Source organism: Microbacterium limosum (assembly GCF_036324365.1).
GTDB lineage: Bacteria > Actinomycetota > Actinomycetes > Actinomycetales > Microbacteriaceae > Microbacterium > Microbacterium limosum.
In genome coordinates this window covers 815,553-837,370 of the sequence record NZ_CP137080.1, presented here as the reverse complement: position 1 = coordinate 837,370, position 21,818 = coordinate 815,553, and the positions used below count along the sequence as shown (strand labels likewise).

The window sequence follows — 21,818 nt, the reverse complement described above, 5'->3', positions numbered from 1 at the left end:
CGTGGAGCTTGCGCCGGATTCTGTTGGCGAGCGCTGTGCGCCGTGCTTCGTAGTAGGCGTTGAAGTCGTGTGCACTGTGCGGGAGCGAGGTGACCTGATTGACACGGCGACCTCACCGTAGCCCGGACCGGACGCAAGAGCAGCAAGCCAGCCTCACCCCCCGACGCGTCTCCGGGGGCAACCATCCGCCCGATGAGAACCTGACGCGCAAGTCACCCCCGCCACCAGCCGGAGACCGGCGACACCCCGCTCACAGAACGATTCTGCGCGCCCGAAAACCGACCGCGCGCGCTGAAGCCGCCGCAGAGCGCAGGTCCGCAGCCATCCAGAGCAGCCACCGAGGCCGCGCGAGAACCAGACACACGAAGGGCCCCTGCGATTCGCAGAGGCCCTTCGTGTTCTCCAACCTTGCCGAGCTGTTTTGCAATCAGTTCTGCCAACAGCCCTACCGGTCGGGATGACAGGATTTGAACCTGCGACCCCTTGACCCCCAGTCAAGTGCGCTACCAAGCTGCGCCACATCCCGAAGTCCCCGCTCGCGCGCGGACAACTCCACCATCCTACCTGCTCGCGCGTGCGCCTGCGAACCGTTTCGCGTCGGCGGGCGGGGGCGGCGCGCGTGCACCTCGGGCTACCCTCGAGAGCATGCCGACGTCGAGCGAGAGCACCCCTGCGGCATCCGTCCGTGTGGACTCGTGGCTGTGGGCCATCCGCGTCTACAAGACCCGCTCGGCGGCGACGACGGCCTGCCGCGCCGGACACGTCAGGGTCGGCGGCGAGCGCGCGAAGGCCGCGCAGCCGGTGCGCCCCGGCGACGAGCTCCGAGTGCGGATCCAGGGCTTCGACCGCATCCTCGTGGTGCGTCAGCCGATCGCCAAGCGCGTGGGAGCGGCCGTCGCGGCCGCGGCCTTCGAAGACCGCACCCCTCCCCCGCCCCCGCGCGAGACGGTCGCGAGCGTGCCCGTGCGCGACCGGGGCGCCGGTCGACCCACCAAGCGCGAGCGCCGCGAGATCGACAAGCTGCGCGGAGCACGTGGCGAGTGAGCGGCGCGCCGTCGGCGCACAGGTGAAGGAAGTCGCGGTGCGAGAACCCGTCCGGGCGATCGATGACGATTCCCTGATCGACGCCCGATAGCTACGGGGCAGGTTGCGTGCGACGGGGCAGGTTGTAGCCTGCCCCGTTGCACAGAAGCTGCCCCACTCGGGGGCGGGGGCCCCGCCCCGAGAGCGCGCCCCGCGCAGAACTCAGGCGCGGTCGAGGATGCCGAGCAGCCAGCCGGCCCCGCGCACGTGCGCCCCGGCATCCTGCGCGCGGGCCGCGAGAGCGCGGTCGCTCGTCACGACCGTCACGTCGTAACCCCCGCCCGCCAGGCGCAGGGCCTCGGCGGCGATCGTGTCGTCGCCCTCGCCGGGCGCGCGCACGGTGCGGACGAGCGCGCCGGCCGCGTCATCCAACCCCCGGGCCTTCCCCTCCACCACGAGCGTCGTCTCCGGGAACCATCTCTCGTGCGGCAGCCCCAGGTCGGCCCCACGCACGCCCGCCGATGCCAGGGCATCCAGCCGGTCGCGCAGCCTGCCGGCCGCCCCGGCGCGGTCGCGCCACCAGCCGTCGGGCACCGAGCCCACCACGTTGGCGCCGTCGACGACGATCGCCGGGCGGTGCGAGAGGCCCGCCTTCAGCGACGGCCACGCCGCCGCGAAGCCGGGGTGGAGCGGGCGGTCGTCCACCTCGTCGAGGGCGACCCACTCCAGCGCGACGCTCTCGGGGTCGCTGATGACGGGCTCGAAGGGCGTCACCGCATCGGCGATGAGCGTCGTGTATGTCCAGATGCCGAGGTCGAGCAGGTGCGTGAACCGGGGCGCCACCGCGCCCTCCGGCACACCGGCCTCCTCCCCCGACTCGCGCAGCGCGCCGTCGATCGCCGACTCGCCCTCGTGCCGGGCGCCGCCCGGCAGACCCCACGTGCCGCCGAAGTGGCTCCACGCCACGCGGTGCTGCAACAGGATCCCGCGGCCGGCGTCCACGGCCAGCAGCCCCGCCGCGCCGAAGCGTCCCCAATACCGTTCGCCGGTCTCGGCGATCACCCACGCATCGCCGGGGTCTCGGGGCCCGTGCGGACGGCGCGGCTCACCCGGGAGGGGCGGCTGGATCGTCATCACCACAGCCTCGCACACCCCGCGGGGCCCGGCGTGCGGACGCTCGCCCCACCTCGGCCCCTCGCGCAGCGGTCAGCGTTGGCGACGCTCCCGCACGCGCATGTTGACGACGATCGGCGTGCCCTCGAACCCGAACAGCTCGCGCAGGCGCCGCTGGATGAACCGGCGGTAGCCCGGGTCGAGGAATCCGGTGGTGAACAGCACGAAGGTCGGCGGACGCGTCGACGCCTGCGTGCCGAAGAGGATGCGCGGCTGCTTGCCGCCCCGCACGGGGTGCGGGTGCTCGGCCACGAGCTCGGACAGGAAGGCGTTGAACTTGCCCGTCGGGATGCGCTGATCCCACGACTCCAGCGCGGTCTCCAGCGCCGGGACGAGCTTGTCGAGGTGCCGACCGGTGCGTGCCGAGATGTTCACGCGCGGGGCCCACGCCACGTGGGCGAGATCCTGCTCGATCTCCCGCTCGAGGTAGCGGCGACGATCCTGGTTCTCCATGTCGTCGTCGTTCAGGCGGTCCCACTTGTTGAAGGCGAGCACGAGCGCGCGGCCCGACTCCAGCACCATGTCGATGATGCGCACGTCCTGCTCACTGAGCGTCTCCGACACATCCAGCACGACGACGGCGACCTCGGCCTTCTCCAGCGCGGCAGAGGTGCGCAGCGACGCGTAGAAGTCGGCGCCCTGCTGCAGGTGCACGCGGCGCCGGATGCCGGCGGTGTCGACCAGGCGCCACAGCTTGCCGCCGAGCTCGACGATCTCGTCGACCGGGTCGCGGGTCGTGCCGGCGAGCTCGTTGACCACGACCCGCTCCTCCCCCGCGGCCTTGTTCAGCAGCGAGGACTTCCCGACATTCGGCCGGCCGAGGATCGCGACGCGGCGCGGGCCGCCGATCTCGGCCTTGGCCACCGCCGAGACGTCGGGCAAGACCTTCACGACCTCATCGAGCAGGTCGGCGACGCCGCGTCCGTGGATCGCCGAGACGGGGTGCGGCTCGCCGAGCCCCAGGTTCCACAGCGCGGCGGCCTCGGGCTCCTGCCGGGCGTCGTCGATCTTGTTCGCCACGAGGAAGACGGGCTTGCCGCTCTTGCGCAGCAGCCTCACGACGCTCTCGTCGGTGGAGGTGGCCCCCACCATGGCGTCGACGACGAACAGCACGACATCCGACAGGTCGATCGCGACCTCGGCCTGCGCGGCGACCGACGCGTCGATGCCCTTCGCGTCGGGCTCCCACCCTCCGGTGTCCACGAGCGAGAACCGTCGGTCGAGCCACTCGGCCTTGTACGTCACGCGGTCGCGTGTCACACCGGGGGTGTCCTCGACGACGGCCTCGCGGCGGCCGAGGATGCGGTTCACGAGCGCCGACTTGCCGACGTTGGGTCGACCCACGATCGCCACGACCGGCAGGGCGGGCGAGTACTGGATCCCGTCCTCGCCGATCCCGAGCCCCTCGAGGAGCGCGGCGTCCTCGTCGTCGAGGTCGTAATCGGTCAGCGACGCACGCAGCGTCTCGGCGCGCTGCTCGACGAGCGTCTCGTCCAGTTCCGCGAGCCGCTCGGCGAGGCGGTCGGGACCGCCCTCGTACTCCTCGTCACCGGCCATGGTGCACCCCTGCCTTCTCCGCGACGACGGCGAGCACCGCGTCGACGGTCTGTTCGAAATCGAGCTCGGTGGAATCGACGACCTCGACGCCCGGCGCGGCGCTGAGGAAGTCCACGACGGCGGAGTCCGACGCGTCGCGGCGCGTGAGCGCGGCCGCGACGGCCGCGGCATCCTCGCCGCTCAGCTCGGCGCTGCGCCGCTCGGCGCGCACCTCGGGGGCCGCCGTGAGCAGGATCCGCACGGGCGCGTCGGGCGCGACCACCGTGGTGATGTCGCGTCCCTCGACGACGATCCCGCGCGAGGCGCCGGCCATGATGCGCCGGAACATCGCCGTGACCGCCTCGCGCACGGCGGGCACGCGGGCGACGCCGCTGACGACGTCCGAGACCCGCGGCTCGCGGATCGCCTCGGTCACGTCGGCCTGCCCTACCCGCACGGCGTAGGCGGCCGGGTCGGTCGAGATCCAGAAGTCGAAGTCGCCGGTGGCGTCGAGCACGTCGGCGGCGTCGCCCGTGTCGGCGCCGCGGGCCAGCACGTGCCACGCGAGCGCCCGGTAGGCCGCGCCCGTGTCGAGATAGTCGTAGCCGAGGCGGGATGCCGCGGCCTTCGACACGCTCGACTTGCCGCTGCCGGCGGGGCCGTCGATCGCGACGACGACCGGGGCCGCGCCGGCGCCGGCGTTCACCTGGTCACCCGTCATTGCTGGTGCTCGCAATCCGCCATCCCCGCTCCGTGAGTCCTTCTACCGCGCGGCCGACGGCCGACGGTACGACGCTGATCTCGGCGAGGCCGAACTGGGCCCCGGGAGAGTGCTCGAGGCGCAGGTCCTCGACGTTGACCTCGAGCTCGCCGAGCTCGCCGAAGAGGCGGCCGAGCTGACCGGGCCGGTCGTCGACCATGACGACCACCTGCTCGAAGCGGCGGTTCTGGCCGTGCTTGCCGGGGAGTCTTTCGACGCCCTCGTTGCCGCGGCGGATCGTGTCGGCCACGGCGCGGCGCGAGCCCGCGGCATCCGGTGCGCGCAGCGCCTCGGTCACGTCGCGCAGGTCGTCGGCGAGCGCGTCGAGCACGTCGACGACGGGGCCCGCGTTGGCGCCGAGGATCTGCACCCACAGCTCGGGGGCGGATGCCGCGATGCGGGTCGTGTCGCGCACGCCCTGCCCCGCGAGCCCGAGCGCGGCGTCGGGCGCCTCCCGCAGGCGGGCGGCCAGGACGCTCGCGACGATCTGGGGAACGTGCGAGACCACCGCGACGGAGCGGTCGTGCTCCTCGGGAGTCATCTCCACGGGGGTCGCGCCGAGATCCAGCGCGAGGCCCTCGACGAGCGCGAGGTCTTCGCGGGAGGTCTCCTCGTCGCGGCAGACGACCCACGGCCGGCCGACGAAGAGGTCGGACCGGGCCGCTATCGCGCCGCCCCGCTCGCGCCCGGCGAGCGGGTGGGACCCGATGTACCGCGTGAGGTCCACTCCGCGACCGCGCAGGGCCAGGTAGGGCTCGAGCTTGACGCTCGCGACGTCGGTGACGACGGCGCCGGGGTGTGCGGCGAGCTCCCGCGCGACGACGTCGGCGGTGACATCCGGCGGCACGGCGACGACGACGAGCGTCGGACGGTCGTCGTCCCGCGCGGCGCGCCCCGCCCCGTAGTCGATCGCGAGGCGCAGCTGCGCCGGCGAGGTGTCATCGAGCACGACGTCGACGCCGGCGGCCCGCAGCGCGTGCCCCACGCTCGCGCCCAGCAGCCCCGCCCCGACGACGCGGACGGTGCCCGTCGTGCGCGCGGCGACGGCGGTCGCGGACGCACGGGTCGAGGCGGAATCGGTCACGTCGGGTCTCCTGACTGGGGCGACGCGGGCGGCGGCGCATCTGCTGCGCTCTCGTCGGCGGCGTCGCGGCGCGCGAGGGTGAGCAGCGCGCCGCGTTCCACCTTAGTCAACTCGCGTGAGCGCCCGACCGGAAGCGTTCCCAGGTGGAGGGGGCCGAACTGGCGGCGCACCAGCTCGAGCACGGGGTGGCCGACCTCCGCCATCATCCGACGGACGATGCGGTTGCGCCCCGAGTGCAGGGTCAGCTCGACGAGGCTCGTCCCTCCCGTGCGGGGGCCCGAGGCATCCAGCAGACGCGCCTTGTCGGCGGCGATCGGGCCGTCCTCGAGCTCGACGCCGCGCTTGAGCCGCGCGATCGTCTGCGCCGTGACGATGCCGTCGACCTTGGCGATGTAGACCTTCGTCACCCCGAAGCTCGGGTGCGCGAGCACGTGCGCGAGGTCGCCGTCGTTGGTGAGGATGAGCAGGCCGCTCGTGTCGGCGTCGAGCCGGCCGACGTTGAAGAGCCGCTCGGGATAGTCCTGCGTGAACCGGCGCAGGTCGTCGCGCCCGCGGTCGTCGCGCATCGAGCTGACGACGCCGGTGGGCTTGTTGAGCATGACGTAGCGCTTGCTCGCGTCCAGCTGCACCGCGACGCCGTCGACGTCGACGAGATCGGTCTCGGGGCGGATGCGCGACCCCAGTTCCGTGACCACCTCGCCGTTGACGCGCACCCGCCCCTCCACGATCAGCTGCTCGCTCACGCGCCGCGAGGCGACGCCCGCCTGCGCGAGCACCTTCTGCAGCCGCACGCCGTCGGCCGCGGCATCCTGCCCCGTCGTCTCACGCTCGCTCATCGGCTCTCCTCCTGCATCGTCCGCCCTCATCGGGGGACCGTGTCGTCGAATCCGTCGGCGCCGTCGTCGAGCAGCGGCGAGATGGGCGGCAGCTCGTCGAGCGAGTTGATGCCCAGGTTCACCAGCAGCGCGTCGGTCGTGCCGTAGTGGATGGCGCCGGTGTCGCCGTCGGTGAACACCTCGGTGATGAGACCCCGCGCCAGCAGCGTGCGCACGACCGAGTCGACGTTCACGGCGCGGATCGCGGCGACCTGACCGCGGGTCACGGGCTGCTTGTACGCGATCACGGCGAGGGTCTCGAGCGCCGCCTGCGAGAGGCGGGAGGGGGCCTGCGTCGTCACGAAGTCGCTGACGAGGTCGTCGAACTCGGCGCGCACGTAGAGCCGCCAGCCGCCACCCACCTCGCGCAGCTCGAAGCCGCGGACGGGCCCGCCTGCCTCGCCGTCGTAGTCGGCGGCGAGGCCTTCGATCGCCTGACGCACGGCCGCGACGGGCGCGCCCACCGCGGTCGCGAGGCTCACGAGGCTCTGCGGCTCCTCGACGATCATGAGGATCGCCTCGAGGCGTCGTGCGACGGATGCCGCGGCCTCCCTCTCATCGGTCATAATCGGCTCCCAGCGTCGCCAGTTTCTCGTCGGACCAGGTCTCCGCGCTCCAGCGCAGCGTCAGCTCGCCGAGCGGCTCGAGCTGCTCGAAGGTGAGTGCCGCGTGGCGGTACAGCTCCAGGATGGACAGGAAGCGCGCCACGACGATGCCCGGGGCATCCACGCCGGCGATCAGCTCGCGGAAGGTCAGCTGCTCGCGGCCGCGCAGCAGCGTCACGACGATCGCGGCCTGCTCGCGGATGCTCACGAGGGGCGCGTGCAGGTGATCCAGGCGCACGTGCGGGATCTCCTTCGGCGCGAACGCCAGCAGCGCGAGCGCGACGAAGTCGTCGAGCGTGAGCGTCCACACGGGCTCCGGAACACGCGCTCGATGCTTCTCGTCCAGCCGCACGGTGCGGGCGTGCCGCGTGTCCTCCGCCCGCAGCCGCGCCCCGAACCAGCCCGAGACCTCCTTGAACGCGCGGTACTGCAGCAGGCGCGCGAAGAGCAGGTCGCGGGCCTCGAGGAGCGCGACGGACTCCGAGTCGACGAGCTCGCCCTGCGGCAGCAGCCCGGCGACCTTCATGTCGAGCAGGGTCGCCGCCACCACGAGGAACTCGCTGGCCTGGTCGAGCTCCTCGTCGGGGCCGAGCTGACGCAGGTACGCGATGAACTCGTCGGTGACGCGGCTGAGCGATACCTCGGTGATGTCGAGCTCGTGCTTGGAGATGAGGCTCAGCAGCAGGTCGAACGGGCCGTCGAAGTTCGCCAGCGAGACGCGGAATCCGCCCTCGCCCTCGTCGGAGGGAGCCTGCCCGGCCGAGCCCTCAGGCGACGTCGCCACGGGCGACCAGCTCCCGCGCGAACCTCAGATAGGCCTGCGCTGCGGAGTGCTCGGGCGCGAAGTCGATGATCGGGACGCCCGACACCGAGGCGTCCGGGAACTTCACGGTGCGCCCGATGACCGTCTCGAACACATCGTCGCCGAAGGCCTCGACGACCCGCTCGAGCACCTCGCGGGAGTGCAGCGTGCGCGGATCGTACATCGTCGCGAGCACCCCGTCGAGCTCGATCGCGGGGTTGAGGCGATCGCGCACCTTGTCGATCGTCTCGATGAGGAGCGCGACGCCGCGCAGCGCGAAGAACTCGCACTCGAGCGGGATGATGACGCCGTGGCTCGCCGTGAGGGCGTTGACCGTCAGCAGGCCGAGCGAGGGCTGGCAGTCGATGAGGATGACGTCGTAGTCGCCGGCGACCTTGCGCAGCACCCTGGAGAGGATCGTCTCGCGGGCGACCTCGTTGACGAGGTGCACCTCGGCCGCCGACAGGTCGATGTTGGCCGGCAGCACGTCGAGTCCTTCGACGTTCGAGGAGACGATGACATCGCGCGGCTCGCGCTTGGTGTCCAGCAGCAGGTCGTAGACCGTCGGCACGTCGTGGGTCGCGATGCCGAGGCCGGCCGAGAGCGCGCCCTGCGGGTCGAAGTCGACCGCGAGCACGCGCCGCCCGTAGCGGGCAAGTGAGGCCGCGAGGTTGATGGTCGTCGTGGTCTTGCCCACGCCGCCCTTCTGGTTGCAGAGCGCGATGATGCGTGCGGGACCGTGGCCGTCGAGCGGGGCGGGGGTGGGGAAGCCGTGGTACGGGCGGCCGGTGGGGCCGACGGGCGCGTCGCCTGTCTCGGAGGGCTTCTTCGTGCCCCGCGCGCTGCCCGCCACCGATTCTCCTGACCTTGCCGTACCGTCGGTCGATTCTAGCCACCCCGCGCCGCCCGAGCCGGGTCGGCATGCCGTGCACGGCGGATGCCGGGGGCGCACCGGCGCCGGGCGCCCTTCAGCGTGCGCGCGGGTGAGCCCCGGCGTACACGTCGCGCAGGGCGTCGACCGTGACGTGCGTGTAGATCTGCGTGGTCGCGACCGACGCATGCCCCAGCAGCTCCTGCACGACGCGGACGTCGGCGCCGCCCTGCAGCAGGTGCGTCGCGAACGAGTGCCGGAGCGTGTGCGGAGACACGTGCGCCGAGAGCCCCGCGCCCTCGGCGGCGCGCTGCAGCACGAGCCACGCGCTCTGACGCGACAGCGGCGCGCCCCGCACGCCGAGGAAGAGCCGGGCGTTCGCCCGGCCGCGCGCAGCGAAGCCCGGCCGCACGCGAGTGAGGTAGGCCGACACGGCGTCGCGCGCGAACGATCCGACGGGCACGATGCGCTCCTTGCCGCCCTTGCCGCGCAGCAGCACGAGACCCTCGTCGCGCGTGACGTCGTCGACGTCGAGGCCGACGGCCTCCGAGACCCGGGCGCCCGTCGCGTACAGCAGCTCCAGCAGCGCGCGATCGCGTATCCCGACGGGGTCCTCGGGCGAGGGGGCCTGCAGCAGGGCCTCGACCTGGTCGATCGTCAGCGCCTTGGGAAGCCGCAGCGGCGCCTTGGGCGGGCGCAGCCGAGCCGCGGCATCCACGCTCTCGATGCCCTCCCGCGCGAGGAAGCGGTGCCACCCGCGCACGGAGGACTGCAGGCGTGCCAGCGAGGATGACGCGGGCCGCGGCTGCGCCGATGCGCGTTCGGCTACGAAGGCGGCGACGACCGACGCATCGATCTGCGCGGTGTCGTCGATGCCGCGCGCCGCCAGCCAGGCGACGTAGTCCTCGAGGTCGCGACGGTACGCCGCGACCGTGTGGGCCGAGAGCCCGCGCTCGATCGTGACGTGCCGCAGGTACGCGGAGAGGGCCCGGTCCGCCCGCATGTCAGCGGCTCGCGCGCTCGTCCCGCCGCAGCAGAGCCGCCGTGGCGAGCACGCCGGAGGCGAGGATGCCGTTGCGCATCCGCCCGGCGAGCACGGCGTCGACCGCGTCATCCAGCGGCACCCATGCCAGGCGGATGTCGGCCTCCTCCTCCTCGCGCGCGTGCACCTCGGGGGCGTCGGCGAGACCTCGGGCGAGGAAGATGTGCACGACCTCGTCGCTGCCGCCGGGCGTCGTGTGGATGCTCAGCAGCGGCGACCAGTCGCGCGCGACGAGGTCGGTCTCCTCCGCGAGCTCGCGCCGCGCGGTCTCGCGGGGCTCCTCCCCCGCGATGTCGAGCAGCCCCGCCGGGATCTCCCAGTCGCGGGAGCGGATCGGATGCCGGTACTGCTGCAGCAGCAGCACGCGGTCCTCGTCGTCGAGCGCGACGATCGCGACGGCGCCGGTGTGGTCGACGTAGTCGCGGCTGACCCGCTCGCCGTTGTAGAGGAAGGTGTCGTGCCGCACGTCCCACACGCGGCCGTCGAAGACGACGTCGCTCTCGACGATCTCGACGTCGAGCGGCTCGTCGCGCAGGTCGGACCCGTCGGAGCCGCCGGTCTCGCCGGGATCAGGCATCGGCATCCTGCTCGACGTCGAACAGCTCGCTCGCGCGGTGGCGATCGAGCGCCGCCCCGACGAGCCCGCGGAACAGCGGGTGCGGCTCGGTCGGGCGCGACCGCAGCTCGGGGTGCGCCTGGGTGGCGATGTAGTACGGGTGCACCTCGCGCGGCAGCTCGACGTACTCGACGAGGTTGCGGTCGGGCGAGAGCCCCGAGAAGACCAGACCGGCCTCGGCCAGGCGGTCGCGGTAGGCGTTGTTGACCTCGTAGCGGTGGCGGTGGCGCTCGGACACGCGCGTCGCGCCGTACGCCTCGGCGGCCACCGACCCCTCGCGCAGGTCGGCCGGGTACAGCCCCAGCCGCATCGTGCCGCCGAGGTCGCCGCCGGCGATGATCTCGACCTGCTCGGCCATCGTCGCGATGACGGGGAACCGGGTGTCGGGGTCGAACTCGCTCGAGGACGCACCCGCGAGGTCGGCCTTGTTGCGGGCGTACTCGATCACCATGCACTGCAGGCCCAGGCACAGCCCCAGCGTGGGGATGCCCTGCTCGCGCGCAAACTTCAGGGCGCCGAGCTTGCCCTCGATGCCCCGGATGCCGAAGCCGCCCGGCACGCAGATCCCGTCCACGTCCGCGAGCGCCTTCGCGGCGCCCTCGGGCGTCTCGCACAGGTCGGAGGGGATCCAGCGGATGCTCACGTGTGTCTCGTGGGCGAAGCCGCCGGCCTTGATCGCCTCGGTCACCGACAGGTACGCATCCGGCAGATCGATGTACTTGCCGACGAGGCCGATCGTCACCTCGTGCTTCGGGTTGTGCACGGCCTTGAGGACGCGGTCCCACCGGCTCCAGTCCACGTCGTTCGCGTGGCCCAGTCCGAGCGCCCGCACGAGGTACTCGTCCAGGCCCTGCTCGTGGAGCATCGTGGGGATGTCGTAGATGCTCGGCACGTCGACGGCGTTGACCACGGCATCCTCGTCGACGTCGCACATGAGCGCGATCTTGCGCTTGTTCGACTCGGTGACGGGGCGGTCGCTGCGCAACACGAGGGCGTCGGGCTGGATGCCGATCGAGCGCAGCGCCGCGACGGAGTGCTGCGTCGGCTTGGTCTTCTGCTCCCCCGACGCGCCCATGAAGGGCACCAGCGAGACGTGGACGAAGAAGACGTTGCCGCGACCGAGCTCGTGGCGGATCTGGCGCGCCGACTCGATGAACGGCTGCGACTCGATGTCGCCCACCGTGCCGCCGATCTCGGTGATGATGACGTCGGGCTTGGGGTCCTCGTCGGCCTGCAGGCGCATGCGCCGCTTGATCTCGTCGGTGATGTGCGGGATGACCTGCACGGTGTCGCCGAGGTACTCGCCGCGGCGTTCGCGCGCGATGACCTGCGAGTACACCTGACCCGTCGTCACGTTCGCCGACTGCGCCAGGTCGATGTCGAGGAAGCGCTCGTAATGCCCGATGTCGAGGTCGGTCTCGGCGCCGTCGTCGGTCACGAAGACCTCGCCGTGCTGGAACGGGTTCATCGTCCCCGGATCGACGTTCAGGTACGGATCCAGCTTCTGCATCACGACGCGCAGACCGCGCGCCGTGAGGAGATTTCCCAGACTCGCGGCGGTGAGGCCCTTGCCCAACGAAGAGACGACACCACCCGTCACGAAGATGTGTCTGGTGATGTCGTTCGATGGTCCCGATGCAGATTCCGCCACGGGCTTCTATCCTATCAGTCGCGTGCGGGCGAGAGCTCGAGCAGCTCGCGCGCGTGTTCGAGGGCGGCGGAGGAGTCGGCGAGCCCCGAGAGCAGGCGCGCCATCTCCGCCTCGCGAGCGGCGCCCTCGAGCCGGCGCACGCTGGAGGCTGTCACGGAGCCGTCGTTCTCCTTGACGACGGTGAGGTGGTTGCCGGCGAAGGCCGCCACCTGGGCGAGGTGGGTCACGGCGATGACCTGCGAGGTCTCGGCGAGGCGCGCGAGCCGCCGGCCGACCTCGATCGCGGCCGCGCCGCCGATGCCCGCATCGACCTCGTCGAACACGAACGTCGGCACCGGGTCGGTGCCCGCGATGACTACCTCGATCGCGAGCATGACGCGCGAGAGCTCGCCGCCCGACGCGCTCCGTGCCACCGGCCGGGGATCGGCTCCGGGGTGCGGGGCGAGCAGCAGCGCCACCTCGTCGCGGCCCTCCGCCGACGGGGTGCCGGGGGCGACCCGCACGCTCAGGCGCGCGTCGGGCATCGCGAGCGCGTGCAGCTCCTCGGTCACCGCGGCGCCCAGGCGCTCGGCCGCCGACGTGCGACGCTCCGTGAGGGTCGCGGCGGCGTCGTCGAGGGCGGATGCCGCGGCATCCCGCTCTGCGCGCAGCTGGTCGATGCGGTCGTCGTCGTCCTCGATCTCCGCGAGCCGGGCCCCGCCCGTCGCGGCGAGCGCGAGCACGTCGTCGAGCGTCCCGCCGTGGCGCCGCACGAGGGCGGCGAGCGCGGCGCGGCGCTCCTGCAGGGCGTCGAGCTCCTGCGGTCCGGTCTCGTCGAGATCGGCGAGGTAGCTCGAGAGGGCCATCGCGAGCTCGCTCGCGCGGAACGACACCTCCGCGGCCTGCTCGGCGTACTCCCCGAGCACGGCGTCCGCCTCGCCCGCGCGCTCGAGCGCGCGCCGCGCCTCCCCCGCGAGGCTCGACACGTCGACACCGCCCGCCTCCGACGAGAGCGCCTCGCGCGCCGTCGCAGCCGCGATGCGCAGCTCCTCCACGTGCGTCAGCCGTTCCGTCCGCGCGGCCAGCTCGGCGTCCTCGCCCGCGACGGGCGCGACGGCCTCGATCTCGGCCAGGTCCTCCCGCAGGGCCTGCGCCTCGGCCATCCGCGCGTCGTGGCTCGTGACGAGCTCCTCCAGCTCGCGGTCGAGCGAGCGCCAGACCGACCAGGCCGAGCGGTACGACTCGAGCGCCGCGCGGACGCTCTCGCCGCCGAAGCGGTCCAGCGCCCCCCGCTGCGCCGACTGCGAGCGCAGCCGCAGCTGCTCGGACTGCCCGTGCACGACGACGAGCTGATCGGCGAGGTCGGCGAGCACGCCGGCCGGGGCGGCCCGGCCGCCCACCGACGCGCGGCTGCGGCCCTCAGCCGTCACGGTGCGCCCGATGTACAGCTCCGCGGCGCCGGCCCCGGCAGGCTCCACGTCTCCGCCCGCCTCGCGCACGCGCTCGACGACACCGCCCTCGTCGGGCACGACCCAGATGCCGGTGACCTCCGCGGCAGCGGCGCCGGCGCGCACCACCCCGGAGTCGGCGCGCTGGCCGAGCAGCAGGCCCAGGCCCGTCACGACCATCGTCTTCCCCGCGCCGGTCTCCCCGGTGACGGCGGTGAAGCCCGGCCCGAGCGGCAGCGTCGCCTCCGCGATGACGCCGAGCGACCGCAGACGCATCTCCTCGATCACGCCGACGCCTCCGGCGCCGCCGCGGGCCCCCGCCATCCCTGGACGGGAAGCCGGAACTTGCGCACGAGTCGGTCGGTGAACGCGGCGGGGTGCAGCCGGGCCAGGCGCACGGGCTCCGGCGAGGCGTGCACGACGACGCGGGCGCCGGGAGGAAGCTCGTGGGACCGGCGACCGTCGCACCACAGGATGCCGGTGCCGTTCGTGCGCTCGAGCACCTCGATCGCGACCGAGGCCTCGGGCCCCACGACGAGCGGCTTGGCGAAGAGCGCGTGCGCCGACAGCGGCACGACGACCATGGCCGCGACGGTCGGCCAGACGACGGGTCCGCCCGCCGAGAAGTTGTACGCGGTCGAGCCCGTCGGCGTCGCGATGACCATGCCGTCGCACCCGAAGGTCGACAGCGGACGCCCGTCGATCTCGACGACCACCTCGAGCATCCGCTCGCGGCTGGCCTTCTCGATGGTCGCCTCGTTGAGCGCCCAGGTCTGGTAGATCGCGCGACCCGCGGCATCCACGACCGTCACGGCCAGCGCCAGGCGCTCCTCCACGGCGTACTCGCCCGTGATCGCTCGGCGGACGGCCTCGTCCATGTCGTCCCGCTCGATCTCGGCGAGGAATCCGACATGGCCCATGTTTATGCCGAGCACGGGAGCGGTGCCGCCACGGACGAGTTCCGCGGCGCGCAGGATCGTGCCGTCGCCGCCGAGGACGATCGCGAGCTCCAGCTCCGACACGTCGACGTCCTCGCCGAGGGTCGCGATGCCGGGCACGTGGTCGAGGGCGCTGTCGAGCTCGGCGCGGTCGCCGGCGGCGAAGACGGGGCGGGCGCCGGATGCCTCGAGCGCCTCAGCGACTCGGCGGGCCGCGTTGACCGTCTCCTCGCGCAGGGCGTGCGCGACGACCAGGATGTTGCGCGCAGCGCTCATGCCACTCCCGTCAGTCGGTCGACCGTGCCCGACCATTCTGCCGGAGTCCCGCCCTCGCCCCGCCGGAACCAGGCGACGTACTCGGCGTTGCCGTGCGTGCCCACGAGCGGCGAGGCGATCACGCCGCGCGTGCCGAGACCCGCGTCCCACGCCCGCCAGAGCACGCCGTTGACGGCGTCCGCGCGCAGCGCGGCGGAGGTGACCAGTCCGCCCTTGACGGCCGTGCGCCCCACCTCGAACTGCGGTTTGACCAGCAGCAGGAAGTCGGCGTCGTAGGCCGCCGTGGCCGCCAGGGCGGGAAGGACGAGCGCGAGCGAGATGAAGGAGAGGTCTCCGGTCACGACGCTCGGCGGTGCCGTGAGCCCGCTGACGTCGGCGAACGCGCCGGCGCTCAGCTCCCGCACGTTGAAGCCCTCGACGCAGATCACCTGCGGGTCGGCGCGGACGGTGTCCGCGAGCTGGTCGTGGCCGACGTCGAGGGCGACGACGGGGGCTGCACCGCGCTCGCGCAGCACCTGCGTGAACCCGCCCGTGGACGCCCCGACATCCAGAGCGATCCGCCCCGCGACGTCGACGCCGAAGGTGTCGAGGGCCGCGATCAGCTTGTGCGCGGCGCGGCTGACGTAGTGATCGGCGGCCGCCACCTCGAGACCGGCGTCGTCGGAGACCTGGGTCGACGACTTGACGACGGTGCGCCCGTCGACGTTCACGAGCCCCTGCGCGATCAGCGTCGCCGCGTGGGTGCGCGACCGGGCGAGCCCCCGGGCCGCGAGGGCCGCGTCCAGGCGGGGCGTCATGGACGGTCGCGACGCGTCTCGCCGATGCCCCCGGCACCGTCGAGCAGGCGCGTGAGTTCCTCGTGCAGACCCGCGTACGCGTCGGCTCGCGAAGCGAGCGGCTGATCCTCGATCACCTCGATGGCCGACAGGAGGTCGGGACGCGGGCTCTGCTCGGACATTGCTCCAGGATACGCGCGCGCTCCGACCCTTCGGAGGGCGCGCGCCGTCAGCGGACGCGGAACGGGTCGGCGTAGAGCGCTTCGGGGACGCGGAGACCGAAGATCGCGCTGCCGGAGTCCCAGATGGCGCGTGCGCCGGCGCGAAGCAGGTCGATCGGCCGATCACCCGCCGACAGGATCTGTACGTCGGCCCCCGCGACACGCACCGTGGCGGTTCCGACCGTCACCGCCCCGTCCTTTCCGCGCACCTTGGCCGCGGGATACGGCTCGTGCAGCTCTCGCAGGTCGGCGAGGATGAAGTCGGGGCGCGACCCCGGAGGAGCCGCGAGCACATGCTTGGGCCGGTCGATGCCGGTGAGCACGAGCACGGAGGCGATCCCGGCGCGCGCGGCCCCGAGGATGTCGGTGTCGAGGCGGTCGCCGATGAAGAGCGCCCTCTGCGCGCCGAAGCGCGCGACGGCCTCTTCGAAGATCGGGGTCTCGGGCTTGCCCGCGACGGTCGCCAACCGGCCGACCGCCGTGTGGACTGCCGAGACGAGCGTGCCGTTGCCGGGGGCCACGCCGCGTGCCTGCGGAATCGTCCAGTCGGTGTTCGTGGCGATCCAGGGGATGCCGCCCTCCTCCTCCGGAAGCGCCAGCGCGTACGCCGCCTCGGCGAGCTGCGACCAGCCCACTTCGGGCGAGAACCCCTGGACGACGGCGGCGGGGTCGTCGTCGGCGCTGCGCGTGACGATGAACCCGGCCTTCTCCACCTCGACCACGAGCCCCTCGCCTCCGACGACGAGGATGCGGGACCCCGCGGGCACCCGATCGCGCAGAAGGCGCATCGCCGCCTGCGGGCTCGTGATCACGTCGTCCTTCTGCGCCGGGAGCCCGAGCTCGCGCAGCTGTGCGGCGACCGTCTCGTCGGTGCGGGAGGCGTTGTTGGTGATGTAGCCGAGGCGGCGCCCGTCGGCGGCGCGCACGAGCGACTCCACGGCGTGCGGCAGGGCGCGGTGGCCCGCATAGACAACCCCGTCGAGGTCGGCCAGCACCGCGTCGGTGCCGTCGAGGGGAGTCGTCTCTCGGGCGCCGGCGAACAATCGCATCACGACCGCTCCTCGTCGCCGCCCTCTTCGTCGATGTCCACGACCTCGACGACGTCGCCCGCTCCCCCGCCGAGCGCCTCCTCGGCGATGCGGGCGCGGGTCCGCCACCGGGCGGCCTCGTCGGAGCGACCCAGTTCGTCGAGCACCTCCGCGCGCGCATCGAACAGGGCCGGGCTCCACGCGAAGGCGCGGTCGGGATCGAGTTCGGGGATGTCCAGTTCGCTGAGCGCCCGCACCGCGTCGCCGAGGTCGAGCCGGGCACCCGACATCGCGATGGCCAGGTGCACGCGCGTCTCCGTCGGGAGGCTCGCACGGTCGACACCGCGGCCCTCCTCGAGGGCGCGGTCCGGGCGACCGACCCCCCGCTCGCTGTCGACGATCAGCGCGATCTGATCGTCGCGCCCGGTGAGCCGGCGGTAGGTCCGCAGCTCCCGCAGCGCGAGCGCGAAGTCGCCCACCGCGTACGCGGTGATGGCCACGGTCTCGCGCACGAGAGCAACGCGGCCCGCTCGACGGGATGCCGCCAGCGCGTGCTCGTGCGCCGCCGACGGGTCGTCGTCGATGAGACGAGCCGCCATCGCGAGATGACGCGCGACGGTGTCCGCGTTCTCCTTGCTGAGCGTCTTCAGCTCGTTCCGCGCGCCGCCGAGATCCCGGGCGGTGACCTCTTCGGGGATCTCCGGATCCATGGGCCTGTCGGCGCGATCGATCTGTCGCGGCCGCGAGGGACGATCGCCGTCGCGACGCGGAAAGCCGGAGCGTCCCGAATCGTCGCGGGCGCGGTACGGCCTGCCGGCACCCGCGTCCCGCGGGCCGTACGGCTTGCGGTTGCCGTCATCACGACGCGCATACGGCCTACGGTCCACGTCATCACGACGCGCATACGGCTTACGGCCGGCGTCGTCGCGCTTCACGTACGGCTTACGGCCGGCGTCATCGCGACGCACGAACGACTTGCGCTCGGCGTCATCGCGACGCACGAACGGCTTGCGCTCGGAATCGTCGCGCTTCGCGTACGGCTTGCGCGTCTCGCCGTCGCGCCTTGCGTATGGCTTACGGTCCGCATCGTCGCGCCTCACCGAGGGCTTACGGGCAGCGCCGCCGCGCTGAGCAGCGGGCCCCGCCCCCTCACGCTTGGCATACGGACGTCGGTCCGTACCGTCACCGCTGCGGCGAGGAGCACGATCGCCCCGTCCGGCGTCACGGGAAGATCCCGACCCCGGACGGCGCTCGTGCTCGGAGCGGTCGCGTTCCTCGTCGGTCATGGGTCGTCCTCTCGGCAGATCTGCGCGTTAACGCGAAATGGCCACCCAGCTCTGGGTGGCCATTTCTCGAAAGAAGTCCGGCGGTGTCCTACTCTCCCACGGGGTCCCCCCCGCAGTACCATCGGCGCTGAGAGGCTTAGCTTCCGGGTTCGGAATGGGACCGGGCGTTTCCCTCTCGCTATGGCCGCCGAAACACTATTGATGTTTCAGTCTGCACAACAAAAGTCATTGTCATGCGGTTCCCGACCGTACATCGAGAACCACTCAGTGGACGCAAGCACCTAGGAAGGTGATTATCAAGTCATCGGCTTATTAGTACCGGTCAGCTTCACGTGTTGCCACGCTTCCACATCCGGCCTATCAACCCAGTAGTCTGGCTGGGAGCCTCTCGCCCGAAGGCATGGAAGTCTCATCTTGAGGCCGGCTTCCCGCTTAGATGCTTTCAGCGGTTATCCATCCCGAACGTAGCTAATCAGCGGTGCTCTTGGCAGAACAACTGACACACCAGAGGTTCGTCCAACCCGGTCCTCTCGTACTAGGGTCAGATCCTCTCAAACTTCCTACGCGCGCAGCGGATAGGGACCGAACTGTCTCACGACGTTCTAAACCCAGCTCGCGTACCGCTTTAATGGGCGAACAGCCCAACCCTTGGGACCTACTCCAGCCCCAGGATGCGACGAGCCGACATCGAGGTGCCAAACCATGCCGTCGATATGGACTCTTGGGCAAGATCAGCCTGTTATCCCCGAGGTACCTTTTATCCGTTGAGCGACAGCGCTTCCACAAGCCACTGCCGGATCACTAGTCCCGACTTTCGTCCCTGCTCGACCTGTCAGTCTCACAGTCAAGCTCCCTTGTGCACTTACACTCGACACCTGATTGCCAACCAGGTTGAGGGAACCTTTGGGCGCCTCCGTTACTTTTTGGGAGGCAACCGCCCCAGTTAAACTACCCACCAGGCACTGTCCCTGAACCGGATTACGGTTCTAAGTTAGATATCCAGAATGACCAGAGTGGTATTTCAACAACGACTCCACATGAACTGGCGTCCATGCTTCACAGTCTCCCACCTATCCTACACAAGCCACACCGAACACCAATACCAAGCTGTAGTAAAGGTCACGGGGTCTTTCCGTCCTGCTGCGCGTAACGAGCATCTTTACTCGTAGTGCAATTTCGCCGAGTTCGCGGTTGAGACAGTTGGGAAGTCGTTACGCCATTCGTGCAGGTCGGAACTTACCCGACAAGGAATTTCGCTACCTTAGGATGGTTATAGTTACCACCGCCGTTTACTGGGGCTTAAATTCTCAGCTTCGCCTTGCGGCTAACCGGTCCTCTTAACCTTCCAGCACCGGGCAGGCGTCAGTCCGTATACATCGTCTTGCGACTTGGCACGGACCTGTGTTTTTAGTAAACAGTCGCTACCCACTAGTCTCTGCGGCCTCCAAACGCTTTCGGAGCAAGTCCTTATACGTCGAAGGCCCCCCTTCTCCCGAAGTTACGGGGGCATTTTGCCGAGTTCCTTAACCACGATTCTCTCGATCTCCTTGGTATTCTCTACCTGACCACCTGAGTCGGTTTGGGGTACGGGCCGCTTGAACCTCGCGTCGATGCTTTTCTTGGCAGCATAGGATCACCGGATCTTGCCTGTTACAGCTCCCCTTCGTGTCTCAGCCTATGTGAGAGACGGATTTGCCTATCTCTCGGCCTACACACTTGGCCTGGGACTACCATCGCCCAGGACCGGCTACCTTCCTGCGTCACACCTGTTAATACGCTAGCCGCACCAGCATGGGGTCGAGCGTTCACAAGGACGTCATCACCCCGAAGGGATCCGAACATTCCGAGCTAGGACTCTTAGCACCACTGGATTAGCTTGGGCGGTTCTTCGCGGGTACGGGAATATCAACCCGTTGTCCATCGACTACGCCTGTCGGCCTCGCCTTAGGTCCCGACTTACCCAGGGAAGATTAGCTTGACCCTGGAACCCTTGGTCTTTCGGAGGACATGTTTCTCACATGTCTTTCGCTACTCATGCCTGCATTCTCACTCGTGTAGCCTCCACGGCTGGTTCACACCGCCGCTTCGCTGGCCACACGACGCTCTCCTACCCATCAACACGGCTGGACCACGAAGGCCTACCAATAATGTCAATGCCACAACTTCGGTGGCGTGCTTGAGCCCCGTTACATTGTCGGCGCGGAATCACTTGACCAGTGAGCTATTACGCACTCTTTCAAGGGTGGCTGCTTCTAAGCCAACCTCCTGGTTGTCAAGGCAACTCCACATCCTTTCCCACTTAGCACGCGCTTAGGGACCTTAGTTGGTGGTCTGGGTTGTTTCCCTCTCGACTATGAAGCTTATCCCCCACAGTCTCACTGCTGCGCTCTCACTTACCGGCATTCGGAGTTTGGCTGACGTCAGTAACCTTTTGGGGCCCATCGGCCATCCAGTAGCTCTACCTCCGGCAAGAAACACGCAACGCTGCACCTAAATGCATTTCGGAGAGAACCAGCTATCACGAAGTTTGATTGGCCTTTCACCCCTATCCACAGCTCATCCCCTCAGTTTTCAACCTAAGTGGGTTCGGCCCTCCACGACGTCTTACCGTCGCTTCAGCCTGGCCATGGATAGATCACTTCGCTTCGGGTCTAGGACATGCGACTGAATCGCCCTATTCAGACTCGCTTTCGCTACGGCTACCCCACTCGGGTTAACCTCGCCACATATCGCTAACTCGCAGGCTCATTCTTCAAAAGGCACGCTGTCACAGCTGCTAGGGCTGCTCCAACGGTTTGTAAGCAAACGGTTTCAGGTACTATTTCACTCCCCTCCCGGGGTACTTTTCACCTTTCCCTCACGGTACTTGTCCGCTATCGGTCATCTGGGAGTATTTAGGCTTATCAGGTGGTCCTGACAGATTCACACGGGATTTCTCGGGCCCCGTGCTACTTGGGATACTCTTCGCGCTGTGACAGACATTTCGACTACGGGGCTGGCACCCACTGTGGCTAACCTTTCAAGGTTATTCGCCTATATCGTCGCATCACGCTCGCTGCTCGGCAGAGCAGCATGAAAAGTCCCACAACCCCGAATACGCAACTCCTGCCGGATATCACACGTACTCGGTTTAGCCTGTTCCGGTTTCGCTCGCCACTACTAACGGAATCGCTGTTGCTTTCTCTTCCTGTGGGTACTGAGATGTTTCACTTCCCCACGTTCCCTCTACCCGCCCTATATATTCAGACGGGAGTCACTGGGTCGGCACGCCGCCCAGCGGGGTTTCCCCATTCGGACATCCTCGGATCAAAGTTTGCTTATCAACTCCCCGAGGCTTATCGCAGATTGCTACGTCCTTCTTCGGCTCCAGATGCCAAGGCATCCACCGTTTGCTCTTAAAGACTTGAAAATCACATGAGTTCGTCTCTTCGGCCCGGATCGGAATCCGGTTTGAAATTGACTAATGATCTATAAAGATCATCTATGTGAAATGACTCCTCATCGGACTCCCCGGCAAGCCGGTTCGTCTGATGACGAGATCATCTCAAAGATGCTCGCGTCCACTGTGTAGTTCTCAAAGTACGGGCGGTACCTTCCCGCTTGTCCTTCGGACAGCCAGAAAGGCCCTGAGGTTGGTCGCCTCCGAAGAGGCATCCGGTCCCTCAGGACCCAACAGCGTGCATGTGCCGGCCGCATCACCAGAACCGTTCCAGCCGCAAGCGGCGTACTGAGTTCGAGATCTGCGAACGGCACCTCGTCAAATGTTCCACCCATGAGCTGACCCCTCGAAGACATTCGCCTCGAGCGGGCTCTGGGAACTCCGAGGAG

General features: G+C 69.8%; 18 protein-coding genes, 1 tRNA gene and 2 rRNA genes. 1 reads left to right on the top strand and 20 read right to left on the bottom strand.

The features are described from left to right. Positions 1-452: 452 nt before the first annotated feature. Positions 453-526, bottom strand: a tRNA-Pro gene (locus RYJ27_RS04035). Between the two features lie 119 nt (positions 527-645). Here RYJ27_RS04035 and RYJ27_RS04030 point away from each other — a divergent pair. After that, positions 646-1,044, top strand: coding sequence for an RNA-binding S4 domain-containing protein (locus RYJ27_RS04030; RefSeq protein WP_330171465.1), 399 nt, complete (start codon positions 646-648; stop codon positions 1,042-1,044). 201 nt (positions 1,045-1,245) lie between these two features. Here the strand turns inward: RYJ27_RS04030 and RYJ27_RS04025 are convergent, their stop codons facing one another. The 19 genes from RYJ27_RS04025 to RYJ27_RS03935 form a co-directional block, all read right to left on the bottom strand. Then, the gene (locus tag RYJ27_RS04025) at positions 1,246-2,157 is read right to left on the bottom strand and encodes an NUDIX domain-containing protein (RefSeq protein WP_330171464.1); all 912 of its coding nucleotides are present in this window, start codon (positions 2,155-2,157) and stop codon (positions 1,246-1,248) included. A 72-nt stretch (positions 2,158-2,229) separates the two neighbouring features. After that, on the bottom strand, positions 2,230-3,753 hold the full coding sequence (gene der / locus RYJ27_RS04020) for a ribosome biogenesis GTPase Der (protein WP_330171463.1): 1,524 nt from the start codon (positions 3,751-3,753) through the stop codon (positions 2,230-2,232). Further along, complete coding sequence (cmk, locus tag RYJ27_RS04015; RefSeq protein ID WP_330171462.1) at positions 3,743-4,453, bottom strand: (d)CMP kinase; 711 nt, start codon at positions 4,451-4,453, stop codon at positions 3,743-3,745. Before cmk ends, der begins: the two co-directional genes overlap by 11 nt. Beyond that, positions 4,443-5,576: a prephenate dehydrogenase gene (locus RYJ27_RS04010; RefSeq protein ID WP_330171461.1), complete on the bottom strand. Its 1,134-nt coding sequence runs from the start codon at positions 5,574-5,576 to the stop codon at positions 4,443-4,445. The genes cmk and RYJ27_RS04010 overlap by 11 nt, the downstream gene beginning before the upstream one ends. Continuing rightward, positions 5,573-6,412 carry a pseudouridine synthase gene (locus RYJ27_RS04005; RefSeq protein WP_330171460.1) on the bottom strand — a complete coding sequence of 280 codons (840 nt, stop codon included), beginning with the start codon at positions 6,410-6,412 and terminating at the stop codon, positions 5,573-5,575. The genes RYJ27_RS04010 and RYJ27_RS04005 overlap by 4 nt, the downstream gene beginning before the upstream one ends. Before the next feature lie 26 nt (positions 6,413-6,438). After that, the gene (gene scpB, locus RYJ27_RS04000) at positions 6,439-7,017 is read right to left on the bottom strand and encodes an SMC-Scp complex subunit ScpB (RefSeq protein WP_330171459.1); all 579 of its coding nucleotides are present in this window, start codon (positions 7,015-7,017) and stop codon (positions 6,439-6,441) included. Then, positions 7,007-7,840: a segregation and condensation protein A gene (locus RYJ27_RS03995; protein WP_330171458.1), complete on the bottom strand. Its 834-nt coding sequence runs from the start codon at positions 7,838-7,840 to the stop codon at positions 7,007-7,009. The genes scpB and RYJ27_RS03995 overlap by 11 nt, the downstream gene beginning before the upstream one ends. Further along, entirely contained in the window at positions 7,824-8,711 is an 888-nt protein-coding gene (locus tag RYJ27_RS03990; protein ID WP_330171457.1) for a ParA family protein, read from the bottom strand. Before RYJ27_RS03990 ends, RYJ27_RS03995 begins: the two co-directional genes overlap by 17 nt. A gap of 115 nt (positions 8,712-8,826) precedes the next feature. Then, positions 8,827-9,732, bottom strand: coding sequence for a site-specific tyrosine recombinase XerD (gene xerD / locus RYJ27_RS03985; RefSeq protein WP_330171456.1), 906 nt, complete (start codon positions 9,730-9,732; stop codon positions 8,827-8,829). 1 nt (position 9,733) lies between these two features. Continuing rightward, positions 9,734-10,348: an NUDIX hydrolase gene (locus RYJ27_RS03980; RefSeq protein WP_330171455.1), complete on the bottom strand. Its 615-nt coding sequence runs from the start codon at positions 10,346-10,348 to the stop codon at positions 9,734-9,736. After that, complete coding sequence (locus RYJ27_RS03975; RefSeq protein ID WP_330171454.1) at positions 10,341-12,038, bottom strand: CTP synthase; 1,698 nt, start codon at positions 12,036-12,038, stop codon at positions 10,341-10,343. Before RYJ27_RS03975 ends, RYJ27_RS03980 begins: the two co-directional genes overlap by 8 nt. Positions 12,039-12,052: 14 nt before the next feature. Continuing rightward, on the bottom strand, positions 12,053-13,753 hold the full coding sequence (gene recN / locus RYJ27_RS03970; RefSeq protein ID WP_330171980.1) for a DNA repair protein RecN: 1,701 nt from the start codon (positions 13,751-13,753) through the stop codon (positions 12,053-12,055). After that, positions 13,750-14,679, bottom strand: coding sequence for an NAD kinase (locus tag RYJ27_RS03965; protein ID WP_330171453.1), 930 nt, complete (start codon positions 14,677-14,679; stop codon positions 13,750-13,752). The genes recN and RYJ27_RS03965 overlap by 4 nt, the downstream gene beginning before the upstream one ends. Next, positions 14,676-15,476: a TlyA family RNA methyltransferase gene (locus tag RYJ27_RS03960; RefSeq protein ID WP_330171452.1), complete on the bottom strand. Its 801-nt coding sequence runs from the start codon at positions 15,474-15,476 to the stop codon at positions 14,676-14,678. Before RYJ27_RS03960 ends, RYJ27_RS03965 begins: the two co-directional genes overlap by 4 nt. Continuing rightward, on the bottom strand, positions 15,473-15,637 hold the full coding sequence (locus RYJ27_RS03955; RefSeq protein WP_330171451.1) for a hypothetical protein: 165 nt from the start codon (positions 15,635-15,637) through the stop codon (positions 15,473-15,475). Before RYJ27_RS03955 ends, RYJ27_RS03960 begins: the two co-directional genes overlap by 4 nt. Positions 15,638-15,684: 47 nt before the next feature. Then, on the bottom strand, positions 15,685-16,725 hold the full coding sequence (locus RYJ27_RS03950; RefSeq protein WP_330171979.1) for an HAD-IIA family hydrolase: 1,041 nt from the start codon (positions 16,723-16,725) through the stop codon (positions 15,685-15,687). Beyond that, positions 16,725-17,804: a hypothetical protein gene (locus RYJ27_RS03945; RefSeq protein WP_330171450.1), complete on the bottom strand. Its 1,080-nt coding sequence runs from the start codon at positions 17,802-17,804 to the stop codon at positions 16,725-16,727. Before RYJ27_RS03945 ends, RYJ27_RS03950 begins: the two co-directional genes overlap by 1 nt. A 261-nt stretch (positions 17,805-18,065) precedes the next feature. Then, positions 18,066-18,182 (bottom strand): 5S ribosomal RNA (gene rrf / locus RYJ27_RS03940). A 100-nt stretch (positions 18,183-18,282) separates the two neighbouring features. Beyond that, positions 18,283-21,399 (bottom strand): 23S ribosomal RNA (locus RYJ27_RS03935). Positions 21,400-21,818 lie beyond the last annotated feature (419 nt).